We start from the raw sequence: 12,648 nt of genomic DNA, 5'->3' as shown, positions 1-12,648 counted from the left end.
GCTTTTTCTCGAAGAAGCATTGCCGGCAAATTAGCCAGCAGATGACAAAATGGAGAAAAAAAGCCTATTTGTTTAACTTTGTCAGTTGATTCCTTCAGTCACTGCTTGTTACACTGAATGATATTCATTATATTGATATAATTTACTAACTCAATAGTTTTAAAGGCAACTGTAACAAATAAGGAGGTTTTGTTACATGGAAAAGAAACGAAATGCTGTCAATATGTTCGCGAAGGACTGCATCGCCCTCGCTTTGTTCAAATTGATGAAAGAAAAACAGTATGAGGACATCACCATTACCGATATCGCCAAAACGGCCGGCGTATCAAGAGTCACCTATTATAGGAACTATAATTCCAAGGAAGAGATCATCACCCACTATGTGGATGAGCTAGGGTACCGCTTCGGACAGGAAACAAAGCACCTCGACCCTACTAAGGATATGTATGTATGCGTTTTGGCCTTCTTCCGTTATTGGATCAAGCACCGCGAGTTTTTATTATGCCTCCATGAAGCCAAGCTTGCCTATGTTCTGTTGGAGCATGCCAACAAAACGATATCCCTCTATACAACCACCGCAAAGAAAAAGTATGAGAGCCGGTTCCTGTTGGGCGCTATGCATAATATCATGTTTGAGTGGATTAAGGGAGGCGCCACTGAGAGCCCCGAAGAAATGGCCGCCATCGTCAGCGACCTCTACCGCTTAACTGTGCCGGTACCGATTCCGCCCGCGTAAAGGAAGCCATGTTCGATCGTAGGAACATGGCTTTTGGTATGTATGGAGTTGTCCTGCACAGGCCATTCGCCTTAAAACTGATTTTCTTCACTGACAATTCTGTTTACTTCTTATTTATAAGATACAATCCTTTATGAACAAAATAGTAGAATGATCTTTCGCTATGATAGACACTTTTTCGTTCAATCGAAGATTCGCAGGTTCAACTATTAAAAGAAAAGAAGATACCGATAATGCGACCTACTTTTGTGTATAGGTAACCTTCCATCCAATTCCTTGTTCCATTAAGAATCGGCTCATTTACTAGACATACTGATTACAACAAAAAAGAAAAAGCAGCTCATCATCATGAATAGCTGCTTTTTCACTCTCATATTACTTTAGACGGTCGGTTCCTCTACAACATAAGCTTGCTCCGGCTTGGGCATTTCCTTCAATTGCCTTTGCCTATAATAAGCCAGCTTTTCCGGCACCAAGCTCAACGCAACCGAAGCAATCACCCCCGGTATGGCAAACGCGATAAAATTCATATGAATCGGCAAATGCTGCGCAAGCAGAAAGCCTCCCATAAGCGGACCAATTATTCCGCCAACCCGCCCGATTCCTGAAGCCATGCCGAGGGCGGTCGAGCAGACATTTGGAGGATAATACTGGGAGACGTATGCCTGGACAAGGTTTTGCGCGCCGGTTGTACATGCGCCGGCAATCGTGACTAATACATAAATATAGATGGGACTCCCGCCGAATCCAAGGAGAATCAGGCTGACTGCTCCGAGTGCATACAAGGGAACGAGCATCTTTTTGGAGCCGTAACGGTCGCAAAGCCATGCGACGATCAATGTACCTGCGATGGCTCCCGCCTGCAATGAAATAAGGAAGGCAAGGCTTGAGTTCAGTCCGTAGCCTGCATTGATCATTAGCTTCGGCAGCCATGTGTTCAGCCCGAATACCATCAACAGGCACATGAAGAAAGCAATCCAGAACATGATAGTACTGCGTGTCCGCGTTTCCTTGAACAGGCCGGCAACCGGAATTTTCACTTCCTCAGCCGCTTCCGTCCACTCAACATCTGGACTGAGTTTTCTGTCAGGATTCACCCTGGACAGAATCGCAATCAGTTCTTGCTTCTTCCCATTCCGGAGAAGATGGCTAGATGATTCGGGAAGCTTCTTATATATAAGCGGTATCAACACCAGTGGCAAGCCGGCAAACCAGAAGATGGATTCCCAACCGAATGTGGGCATGAGGACGATGCCGAGAAATGGTGCCAGCATGCCGCCGACTGAATAGCCGCATAGCACAATGGATACAGCCATGCTTTTTCGGTTCTGGGGTGCGTAATCTGTCATGAGGGCGATTACATTCGGCATGATTCCTCCGAGACCGAGGCCTGCGATGAAACGGAAGGCTGAAAATGTTGTGGGACTGTCTGTGAAGCCGCATAGGAACGTAAACAAGCTGAACAAAAACAATGATACGGCAATTACTTTTTTCCTGCCGATTTTATCTGCCAGCATCCCTAAAAAAATGGCTCCGAACATCATGCCGAATAATCCGTAGCTGCTGAGCGCCCCAGCTTCGACGGATGTAAGATGCCATTCCTCGATTAGCTTAGGCACGACTGTCCCATAGACGACCAGATCATAGCCGTCAAAAATGATAATAAAAAAACACCAGGCAAGCAGCATGTAATGGAAGCGGTTAAATCGGCTCGTATTGATGATTTCCGCTGGGTTCACTCTTTTCATCCTTATTCCTCCAAGCTGTATGTAATACATGATTTTTCCCGATTGAAAATGGCCGCCGGCTGCTGCATTGTGCAAGCGGCTGGCGGCATTGTCTATTTATGCTTTTACTGCATGTTTGTTATAGCCATGGAATTGATCGACGAATGTGAAATCCTGTGAGGTGCGGTTGTTCATGATGATATTCCGAAGCAGGATGCCTTCGTGTGTAGTATTATGGATAATTTCCCCCCATGTTCTTGCCGACCCTTGTACATAGGCTGTACGAGGGATCCGTTCCTGCTGGTAGGCCTGGAATGCTGCTTCAATGTTTTCACCGTGTTCCTGAAGCATGTCTGATAAATAGCCGGCGTCCTCCAATGCTTGGCAGGCACCCTGTGCTAAATATTGCAGCATCGGATGGGCAGAGTCTCCAAGAAGTGTGATTTTTCCTTTCGTCCAATTGTCGATCGGCAGACGGTCGAACATTGGCCAGCGGCGTTGTCTGGAAATGAAGGAGATGGCATTTTGCACCTGTCCGCATGTGCCGGCAAACACTTCATCCATTTCCTCCGGTGTTCCCCATTGTTCGGTTGCTTCGATTTCTTTCGTATAGCTTTTGCTCTTGAAGACAACGACCTGATTGTATAATTCGCCGCGGCGGACCGGATATTGGACTAGATGCAGGTTAGGGCCGATCCACATGTATACATCGTCCATATTTCCTGCTGCACCTCCGATTTCCTCAATCGGCAGGGCTCCGCGATAGGCGACATACCCGGAGCATATCGCTTCATCCTCCGCAAACATAGGGCGGACCTTGGACCAGATGCCGTCTGCGCCTACGACAGCGCTTGCTTTGTGGACCTGTCCGTCTGCCGCTTTCACCGTTACGCCTCCATCTTCTTCTGTTGTTCCGATGATTCGCTGATTGGTTTCAAGGGCAATGTAAGGGTTTTCTTTACATGTATCGTAAAGGGCACGATGCAGATCACTGCGGTGCAGGACGATATATGGTGCACCGTATCGTTCTTTGTACACTTCGCCAAGATCAAGGGCAGACAGCTCTTTCCCGCTGAATGCGTCCATTAGGACAAGGCGCTTCGGAAAGACGGCTATTTCATTGATTTTATCCATTACACCAAGCCTTTGCAGGACATTCGTAGCATTGGCGGCAAGCTGGATGCCCGCTCCGACCTCTCCGAATTCAGGTGCCTGCTCCAATACCTTGACGTACTGTCCAGTTTGCGCAATTCCGAGAGCGGCTGCTAAACCGCCGATTCCACCGCCTATGACTATCATTGGAATTTCTTTCGTATTTTCCATCATAATGCCTCCTCTTATTGATTAACATGTTGTGCTGACACCTTCAGGAACCAGCCGGGCATGTTCACCTGGCCGGTTCAGCCTGTTTATCGCACTGCCTTGAACTCGCCTTTGACTTCTTGGTGGCCGTTTCCGCTTTCCAGGTTTTGCGACTGCTCCAAATCGAACCGTTCCATGATCGGCAGGTCATTGACCGAGAACAGATAGGATTCCTCAGAAGCGACATGCTCGTACCACGCCCAGTTCGGGATGCAGAAGTAGTCGCCTTTTTTCCAATCGAACCGGACACCGTTGATAACTGTATAGCCTGACCCCTGGTGCACCTGATAGATGACGGAATGGGTATGGCGCAATGCCTTTGTATGGAAACCTTTCGGCAAGTACTGCATCCATGCTCCCATTGTCGGATTGGCTGTCTGTCCATTGGACGGGTTGATATATTCGACCGCATATCCATGATTTTCATCCGGGTCGAATCTGGTCAGCCCCTTCAGTGCGTCTTGTGTACGGTTCCATTTATAATTGGCGAGGGGCGCCACCTGAGAGTACCGGTCGCTTACAGGGCGGACCATTCCCCCTCTGTAGCGCTGCTCTGAAAAATTGTCCGGTTTCTTCGGTGTTTCAATTTTATCCGGGTATGGCTCAAAGAAAGTGCCGCCGATCGAATAAATGGCAGGGATATCAAGAGCATCCATCCAGATCATCGGCTTATCGCCGACATGGCCATGGCCGTGCCATAGGTTTTTCGGCGTGATGAGGAAATCTCCTTCCTCCATGAAGATCCGTTCGCCCTGGACGATTGTATAAGCTCCTTCACCATCGGTTATGAAACGGAGTGCGCTTTGCGAATGGCGGTGTGAAGGAGCCACTTCCCCCGGCAGCAAGAGCTGGACAGCTGCATACAGCGTTTGGGTCGTGGAAGCCCATCCCCATGGCTGGCGGTACGTTAGTCCGGGATTTTGGAAATAAATAGCGCGTCTTTCACCGCCGCGGTCAGGCGTGAAAATTTGCGCGGCTTCATTCAATTTTCGCTTCAGCAATTCATCCGACCAGAGATATGGGACGGCATGCGGCTCTGGATTTTTGTTCATCAAAGCTGGAATAGCTTCCCATAAAGGCCCTAAATTATATTCCTGGATATCCTTCGTGAAGTCCTGGACGTCTTTATCCTGCAGATAAGCGTGTTTCTCTCCCATTAATGACAACCTCTTTTAGTTAGTTTGTTTTAATTTCGAAATATTCCGATTAATTTGGCCGAGATGTCCCTTCAAATGCTCCTCTATGAAATGGCCGATGATAAAGGATACAGGCTTGTTGCCGAATTTCGCAAAGTTGCGGTGCGGCGATTCTTTTTTCAGCTGCTCCTCGGTTAATCCGCCAAGCTCAACCTCCACTTGATTTTTCAGTTGCTTCACTTGTTCTTCCACTTTCTCGGAGGATAATTTTTCCGGCTCTGCAACAGCCGCAAGCCTTGCGGAATCCTGCATGCCTCTTCCCCACTCTGATCCCGGGTCTGCTACAACGGTTTTGATTTCACCGATCCAATAGGGAGTGGCTTCACTGATATGGGACAGAATTTGCAGGATGGACCATTCATCATCGGAAGGTTTCCAACGGATGGAATCCTCAGGCAGGCTTTCTACTGTTTCCACTATTTGATCCAACGTAGCCTGGATTGACTCGATGGATTGGTTGATTGTTTTTTCACCCATTATCAGTCCACCTCCACTGCGAATACTTTATTTTCCAAAATGCCGATTCGGTCGATTTCCACCGTGACAACATCACCATCCTTCAGGAATGCTTGCGGATCGCGTGCAACCCCTACCCCGCCCGGTGTCCCAGTAAGGATGATATCACCAGGCTCTAGTGTCATTAGGTTTGATAAAAATTCCACCAAGTACTTCACATCAAATACAAAGTTCTCCGTATTTGTCTTCTGCCGTTCTTCCCCATTAACGGATAAGCGGACGCCCAACCCTGAAGGATCCTTGATTTCATCAGTCGTAACAAGCCATGGCCCCATCGGCAGGCTGCCTTCGACCGTTTTTCCCTGCAGCCATTGAAGTGTACGGCGCTGAATATCCCGATAGGTTACATCATTGGCTATGGTATAGCCTGCAACATAGGATAGTGCATCTTCCTTGCTTACATTACGGGCCTGTTTTCCGATAACGAAGGCAAATTCCGCTTCATAATCCAGCTGTTCCGAAATTGGGAAGTGCGGAATATCATCCTGCGCACCGATGATTGTGTTTGCGAATTTCGCAAAAATAACTGGGAATGGCGGCAATTCACGCTTCATTTCGGCAATATGCTCACGGTAATTATGGCCCACACAAATAATCTTTCCTGGGTTGTTTACAGGCGCTTCAATTTTGACATCCTCAAAGGCATGGACAAGCGGATGCTTATAGCTGCCGGAATTATTCAAGGCATAATCGACCAATTCCTTCGCAATGGAAAGGCTTTCATTCCCACCCTGCAAAAAACCCTTCATTTCAGCAGGAACGTATGCTTCTGCAATTAGTGCCGCACGAAGCTTTCCTTCTGCTTCAAGCTTTGCCTGATAAGCATAATTCAAATCAATCACTTGCTTGTTTTCAGTTACTGCCCCGATGCGTGTTAATCCATTTTTGCTGAATGTTACCAATTTCATTGTATTACCCCTTTTCTAGTATGTTGTATTGCAGTCGGTCCGCATTCCACTCTTTTACCGAGTATTTACATTCATCATTTTGGTTCATTGGATGGCCGGAAACCAATTCCAGTTTATTTTCCAATGATGGAGCGCGGCATATAGGGCCACCTGTTCACTCCCTAAACCCGCCCGCTTCCAGAATTACTCCCTCTTGTCTCGGGATTCCTTCACCAGTAAACGATGGTTTTCTTTCAATGAACACGATATCCTTTTACAAATGTTCACTCCAAACGGCAAAATTTTCACTAACAGAGAACAATGTTCACTATTTGTATAAATAATAGTATAATATTCAAAAAATTGTCAAGATTATATTTTTATGGTTATTTAAAAATAGTATTTTCTACCTGTCATACTCATGGAAAACATGGGATTCAGATTGTTTCGCGTTTTCTGGTATACTTGTAGAAAAAAGGGAGACATATGCCGGATGCAAACTGCAAAATCATCGAACGTTATTCAATCGCTTCAAGTGGGCATGTCTGTGATCGACGCGATTTCGACAGCCGGGAAGCCTTTGAGATTCTCGGATATACAAGAATCCACCAGCATAACCAAAAGTAATTTATACAAATATTTAAATACATTGACGCAGCTTGACATGCTTTACCGCGATCCTATGTCCGGGATGTACTCGCTTGGTGCCAGGCTCATACAATATGGCATGTCTGCCATCGATCAGGAAGATGCCAGCAGCCGTGTCGCTCCCTACTTAGTGGACATATGCCAAGAAGCCGATAATACTGTGCTTTTTACGACATGGACCTATAAGGGACCGATTGTGGTCAAAATCCAAAGCCCTCCCCATAACCTGAATATCGGGGCGCAAATAGGGACGATTTTGCCACCTTTCTCTTCCAGCGGCAAGGTGTACAATAGCTTCCTGGAGGAAGAGGTGAAAAAAGAGTGGTTAAGGGAAAATGGCTTTCCAGCAGAAGGGCAGGGCGAACTACAGAAGGTCAGAGAATCCTGTATCTCCTTTGCCAGGGAACCGCTCGTCCCATCCGTCTCTTCTGTTTCAGTCCCGATCCTCAATTTCAACTCGGAATTGGTTGGATCACTGACAGTTGTCGGATTCAAGGAATCCATCCCTGATTCGCCGGACCATCCGCTTAGTATATATCTGCGCCAAAAATCATTTGAGATTTCACAGACCTTCGGTTATAGGCAACCATAAAAAGAGGCAGCTATGAGCTGCCTCTTTTACTTGCAATTATTTAAATTATTTGAAAAATAAAACAAAAGAAGCTACACTATTATCAAAATAGTGAAAGGAGTTCATTAATAGTGAAAAACTTACCAACAAACCTGTTAACGGACTTATTGACCGAAAAAATAAAGCGTGACAACAGTGTGGAATATATGAATTTTGTCAATCACCTCAACGATTTGGCATGCGAAGGAAATACGCTTGCGGATTTGCGTGAGCTTGGACAGCAACTGGATTGTTTCATGCCCCAATTGGATCTGATCATTTCCGTAACGGATGATTATGAAGATATCATGAACATGAAGGCAACCCTGCTCGATTTACTCGTAAACGATTTAAATGAGAAATCTATCTGCCTGCTCATAAGCGCCCTTTCAAAAAACAAGAAATGGACGCATTTGCATGATTTTATGGCCCCGATGGAGCACTGGGTCGTTGTCATCGACAGCCGAAAAGAAGTGGCAGCTTCCTAAATACAAAAAGAAAAGGGATCTTTGACGGGAATCCCTTTTCTGACTTGTCCTGTTTACTGCAGAAGCTGGCTAGAAAACGGTATGTTCATTCTCCTTCTGCCTCAATCAAAAAGAACCTCTCGTTGAAGCCGCCACGTTCCGCCGCTTTTTTCATACGGATTTTTTCTATGCCGGCCATATCGGTCCCATGCACTCTCGCAAGGGCATGGATGACTTCCAGCAGATCAGCCAATTCTTCAGTAGCATCACCATCATTGTCCGTGTTGAGATATTCATCCAGTTCTTCCTTGCTTTTATTTTTCAATTCTCTAACGTATTCATCTTCCACGAGCGTTCTTACTTTCAGCCGCTTTCCTTGCGCTTCCATAATTTTAGGAATCCGGTCGCGGACCAATTTGTTATAAACAGGCATTTGTCTCTTCCTTTCAAACTAGCGGTCTCTCTATAGCCCAGTAGTTGTAAAATTACAATCGTTTCGTTCCTTATTCAAAATACCAACTAATTAACGTTGTTTTGTCACATAGTATAGCTTCCCAATTCATCGATTGAACAATAGGATCCATATGTTCATCATTGGCCATGAATAGTATTCGGAAGTTGCTTTAAAATAGGTGACTCTTCATCAATCCAAACATAATCTATCAAAAAACGGACTCCTTTTAGGTACTTAATGTCTCTGTCATTTTACAAACAAAAGATGACTGTAGAAACTCTTTCCGATGGTGTTTAATGCTCAAATAGTTGTGTTTATAATAAGATGAATTTACTGTTTTATTTGCGGAAGGTGCTAGACTCCTGCGGGATCAGCGGGAGAGATGAGACCACGCAGGAAGAGGAGGCCCCGGAAAACGGGCATCCTGGAGCGGGAAATTAAACTATAGGATGAAAAGCTCCGAGCCTGAAATGGCATCAAGAGCACAGGGTACAATGACAAAACGGACAAGTCCATTTAAACATCAGTGAATCAACCTCTTAAAGTCGCAGGCATAATTGCCGGCTACCTGTATTAAACGTTTTTTCCTCAAAACTGACAGAAGCTCTCCATTCCCTTAAAATAAGAATAGGAGAAAAAAAGCTTAACAATCTATTTAATCATTAGGAGGAGAGTACATGAAAACCTGTATCTCATGCGGTATGCCCATGAAAGGATTGTCTGATTTCGCTGGTGGTGACCCTTCCAAGGATTATTGCATCCATTGTGCCAAACCGGATGGATCCATGCAGTCCTTTACAGAGAAAAAAGACCATATGACCCAATTTATCATGCAATCGAAACAGGTGGACCGACAAGCAGCCGAAAAACTCGCTGAGGACACCATGAAAGTGCAGCCTGCGTGGAAAGCATATTTCTAATAAAGAATAACTGATTTAAAAACAAACAATTAGGCAGCAGCCTTAACTAAATGAGCAACAATCTGCACAGGATTGTTGCTCATTTTGAAAATATCAGTATTTAAACGGACTCCGGCCTTCATTCCATACGAGTCATTCTCTCCACATATTGCTTGGCTTCAAACAACCCCAAACCTGTTCTTTGTCTGACAACTTTGATAATCGCTGGCTTTGTATAGCCGTTTTGCAGCATCTTTCGTACTTTACTGTTTATGGCATCTTGATTTTGTTTGAAACTATATGAATGCCGCCGTTTTTGATATATCTTCAGCTTTCTGATCAGAGTCCAAATAAGCATAGCCAAACCGGTGATGACAACAATGGCAGTCATTTTTAGAACCATTGGCTCCTCTCCCCTTTCAAGCGTCCTTAAAGGTTAAATAGAGGAGGAAGTAACTAAATCCGATTCGTTTACAGCAAAAAGCCATGCATATATGGGAAGGCCTGCTGTGATAAACGGATAAGCAAATAAATCTAAAATCTATTGTTTCTTTATTTGTGGACTTCCTTTCGTTCCATCTATTTGTTTATGCATTCTATCCTAGTTTGCACCTGAAATATAGGACTTTAGTGATATTTAACACATTTGTAGCATAAAAAATAGAATTGAAATAGTAAGGTAAAAAACACAAACATTCTCTACTCTTCAACAAGTCGGAGAGCCCCCTGTTTCCCTCTCTTTTTCAGGAATGCCCACTTTTAACTGCATAACGGTTCACGGGCCGCCCGATGCCCCCATACTGAATAACAATCTCCACCCTATCTTGCTTTTCCAGATAATCGAGATAACGGCGGGCAGTCACTCGTGCGAGCCCTACCCCTTCTGCCACCTCCTCTGCAGAAACGGGCTCATTTTGCATCTGGATATATGGCAGGATGATGCTTTCTCCCTCGTTCATTTAAGTGTAATGAAAACAACCCCAATCCAAGAAGCGTGGATCATCGTTACCGCTACGTATAAAGTAAAGCAGACTCCTACCAGCACCGTCAGCAGCTTCGATTGTATATGCTTCTCATACAAAATAACCAACAGCACAGGAAAAATGAGCTTGCAGCAATAAAAAACAATCTTGCTTTGCTCATATATCATCCCCATTAACGGATTCCCTTCTTCAATAAAGCCTGTCCGTATACCTATATCAGTCGCCACCGCATCAAAAAGACAGAGCAACAACAAGCATCTTACAATCTTTTGCATATGGCAGCCACCTACCTATATAGTGAGTGTATCCAAGACAAAATCCTATTGTCCGTTCTAGAAAATGGGTCTCCTTACGTTTTTTCCATTGCACGATCGCTCTAAACAAATCATTTCTTCTGCTAGATATCTTTTACACTAATGTGTATGCCAAAGCCAGTGGAGGGATGACCAATCTGTTACACTTTACAATCTCGTCATCTGATTGCCTCCCGAACAAAAAAGCTGTTCAATTTAAACAGCTTTCAAACAGCCAAGGGCTATATTAACGAACGTTGGATAATTCATCCAAAAACGCAGGCTTCATATGATATTTTGCGTGCAGGTGGTCGATGACTCTTTCAGCAAGTGCATCGTTGCATACTTCCCTTAATCGGTTAATATGCCTGCATACCATATAATATTGTTTCCTGTTGCTTGCTTTTTCTGCTGATTCCTCGATATGTCGAAAAAACAACTCTTCTACTTCTTCAGGGAAACGATCAATTAAATATGGGTAGGTATTTTCTATCAGCTTAGGATTCCTACTGCAATATTGAAGAAGCTCTTCTTTCAAATTTTCTTTTTTTAAAATACTTAAGTATGTGTAAGAATGATTTTCCTTGTGCAATCGTGATAAAATGTCTTTTTGCTTATGCTGCCATTCATCATGTGAATACATTTTTTTCAGTCTGCTATAGTATTTATATCCATCTCTTTCACGGAACAGCAATTCTTTAAGCACCTGTTTTTGCCCTTTTAAATCACCTAGCTTTATATAGGCTTCAAGAGCATCTTTTTCCCATTGGACCACTAATCCTGGCTGGTCCTTATCCCGCTTTTTTCCTTCCTCGCACAATTGAATGACATCTTCATACTGCTGCTTGGACATATAATATTGGATGGCCATTTCCCTAAAGCCGCTTACATCAATATGACTTTTGATAAACGAAACATAAGCCGTTTCCCCATCGAAGCGCTGAACTAATTTGCTGGCGACCAACAACAGCTGTTCTTTGTCATATCTTTTAGTCGAAGAATGTAATTCTGACAGCAACTCATTCAGTAAATCTTCAAGTTGTGCTCTTCTTTTCGGTGAATTGCACATTGGAATACAGGCGTGCAGCAAACTTGTTCGCCATTCATTATACCCGTCATATCGCTTATGCCCAGCTTCCTTCATCAGTTTTTTAAGCATACGGTTCATTTCTTTATCGTCCAATATTCGAATGCCCTCGACCACTGATTCCTGGATGATAGCCAAGCTCTCATAGATGGCAGCTGCTGGTTCACCATTTGAATCATCACAATAGGCTAGCATATCGATCACTGCTTGCAAAACAGCCAAAGACAGATCGACAGCTTGTTCAGGGTGTGAACGATGGATCTCCCAAGCATTCTGGATAGCCATTCCCACTCCAGCCAAAGCAGCTGGAACGTCTCTCCACTCAATGAATCCACGCCTCTTATAGGTCAAGATAAACTCCTTGATCAGCTTTTTAGCAGCCTTCACATGCATATCTGTGATAACGATGGAACTCTCTTGAGCAGGCTTCCTCTTCATCACAGCCTCTGACTCCTTCGGCGCTTCTTCATCTGCCAGCACCCTTCCGGAATCCTTCCAGTCGCATAGCGCGTAGAAGGCAGCTGCCTCATGCTTGCAATTTGGCCCGTAATCATAAGGGCATGTGCAGTTTGATGAGAGGATTTCGCCATGCTCGTCGACGCGGATGTCGACTATATAATCCGCTGTCCCACTTACCTCAAACACGAAATGCCCAGGGTTCGACTCCACCATGCAATCAATAGTGCCCCCTTTATAATATTTCTGGCCCCTCGCAAGAATTTTTCTCGGCATATTTGTTTCAAAATCTGCTAAATTCATGGTTCAATCCTTTCTGCTAGAATT

14 protein-coding genes and 1 pseudogene are annotated in these 12,648 nt (G+C 44.6%); 4 read left to right on the top strand and 11 right to left on the bottom strand.

Features of this window, described 5'->3' with window-relative positions; all coding sequences use genetic code 11:
- Positions 1–196: 196 nt before the first annotated feature.
- Positions 197–736, top strand: coding sequence for a TetR/AcrR family transcriptional regulator (locus tag ABC357_RS05705; RefSeq protein ID WP_412886575.1), 540 nt, complete (start codon positions 197–199; stop codon positions 734–736).
- A 380-nt stretch (positions 737–1,116) separates the two neighbouring features.
- Here the strand turns inward: ABC357_RS05705 and ABC357_RS05700 are convergent, their stop codons facing one another.
- The 5 genes from ABC357_RS05700 to ABC357_RS05680 all read right to left on the bottom strand — a co-directional run bounded on the left by ABC357_RS05700 (position 1,117) and on the right by ABC357_RS05680 (position 6,445).
- Entirely contained in the window at positions 1,117–2,484 is a 1,368-nt protein-coding gene (locus tag ABC357_RS05700) for an MFS transporter (RefSeq protein WP_412886574.1), read from the bottom strand.
- A gap of 96 nt (positions 2,485–2,580) precedes the next feature.
- Positions 2,581–3,786, bottom strand: a complete 1,206-nt coding sequence (locus ABC357_RS05695; protein ID WP_412886573.1) for an FAD-dependent monooxygenase — start codon at positions 3,784–3,786, stop codon at positions 2,581–2,583.
- Between the two features lie 86 nt (positions 3,787–3,872).
- Complete coding sequence (locus tag ABC357_RS05690) at positions 3,873–4,982, bottom strand: cupin domain-containing protein (protein ID WP_412886572.1); 1,110 nt, start codon at positions 4,980–4,982, stop codon at positions 3,873–3,875.
- A gap of 15 nt (positions 4,983–4,997) precedes the next feature.
- Complete coding sequence (locus ABC357_RS05685) at positions 4,998–5,498, bottom strand: DinB family protein (RefSeq protein ID WP_412886571.1); 501 nt, start codon at positions 5,496–5,498, stop codon at positions 4,998–5,000.
- Between the two features lie 2 nt (positions 5,499–5,500).
- Positions 5,501–6,445 carry a fumarylacetoacetate hydrolase family protein gene (locus tag ABC357_RS05680; RefSeq protein ID WP_412886570.1) on the bottom strand — a complete coding sequence of 315 codons (945 nt, stop codon included), beginning with the start codon at positions 6,443–6,445 and terminating at the stop codon, positions 5,501–5,503.
- Positions 6,446–6,917: 472 nt separating this feature from the next.
- On the opposite strand from ABC357_RS05680, the gene ABC357_RS05675 reads away from it, so the two are divergent.
- Together ABC357_RS05675 and ABC357_RS05670 are read left to right on the top strand one after the other, a co-directional pair.
- Positions 6,918–7,664, top strand: a complete 747-nt coding sequence (locus ABC357_RS05675; RefSeq protein ID WP_412886569.1) for an IclR family transcriptional regulator — start codon at positions 6,918–6,920, stop codon at positions 7,662–7,664.
- A gap of 110 nt (positions 7,665–7,774) precedes the next feature.
- On the top strand, positions 7,775–8,170 hold the full coding sequence (locus ABC357_RS05670; protein WP_412886568.1) for a hypothetical protein: 396 nt from the start codon (positions 7,775–7,777) through the stop codon (positions 8,168–8,170).
- An 85-nt stretch (positions 8,171–8,255) separates the two neighbouring features.
- Here ABC357_RS05670 and ABC357_RS05665 read toward each other — a convergent pair whose 3' ends face one another.
- Together ABC357_RS05665 and ABC357_RS05660 are read right to left on the bottom strand one after the other, a co-directional pair.
- Entirely contained in the window at positions 8,256–8,582 is a 327-nt protein-coding gene (locus ABC357_RS05665; RefSeq protein ID WP_412886567.1) for a phosphoribosyl-ATP pyrophosphohydrolase, read from the bottom strand.
- Positions 8,583–8,652: 70 nt separating this feature from the next.
- A complete protein-coding gene (locus ABC357_RS05660) occupies positions 8,653–8,760 on the bottom strand; it encodes a DUF2711 family protein (protein WP_412888587.1) in 108 nt (35 codons plus the stop codon).
- Positions 8,761–9,280: 520 nt separating this feature from the next.
- On the opposite strand from ABC357_RS05660, the gene ABC357_RS05655 reads away from it, so the two are divergent.
- Entirely contained in the window at positions 9,281–9,523 is a 243-nt protein-coding gene (locus tag ABC357_RS05655) for a zinc ribbon domain-containing protein (RefSeq protein WP_412886566.1), read from the top strand.
- Positions 9,524–9,641: 118 nt separating this feature from the next.
- On the opposite strand, the gene ABC357_RS05650 is transcribed toward ABC357_RS05655, so the two are convergent.
- The 4 genes and pseudogenes from ABC357_RS05650 to ABC357_RS05635 all read right to left on the bottom strand — a co-directional run bounded on the left by ABC357_RS05650 (position 9,642) and on the right by ABC357_RS05635 (position 12,624).
- Complete coding sequence (locus ABC357_RS05650; RefSeq protein WP_412886565.1) at positions 9,642–9,905, bottom strand: ribosomal protein L7/L12; 264 nt, start codon at positions 9,903–9,905, stop codon at positions 9,642–9,644.
- Between the two features lie 340 nt (positions 9,906–10,245).
- Positions 10,246–10,440, bottom strand: a pseudogene (locus ABC357_RS05645) (FaeA/PapI family transcriptional regulator); the annotation flags it as partial.
- Between the two features lie 17 nt (positions 10,441–10,457).
- Positions 10,458–10,760, bottom strand: a complete 303-nt coding sequence (locus ABC357_RS05640; protein WP_412886564.1) for a DUF5658 family protein — start codon at positions 10,758–10,760, stop codon at positions 10,458–10,460.
- A 265-nt stretch (positions 10,761–11,025) separates the two neighbouring features.
- Positions 11,026–12,624, bottom strand: a complete 1,599-nt coding sequence (locus tag ABC357_RS05635) for an SWIM zinc finger family protein (RefSeq protein WP_412886563.1) — start codon at positions 12,622–12,624, stop codon at positions 11,026–11,028.
- Positions 12,625–12,648: the final 24 nt, after the last annotated feature.

The organism is Bacillus kalamii (assembly GCF_047238185.1).
Classification (GTDB): domain Bacteria; phylum Bacillota; class Bacilli; order Bacillales; family DSM-1321; genus Bacillus_AD.
The sequence above is the reverse complement of the archived record's forward strand: the minus strand, read 5'-3'. Positions and strand labels throughout refer to the sequence as shown.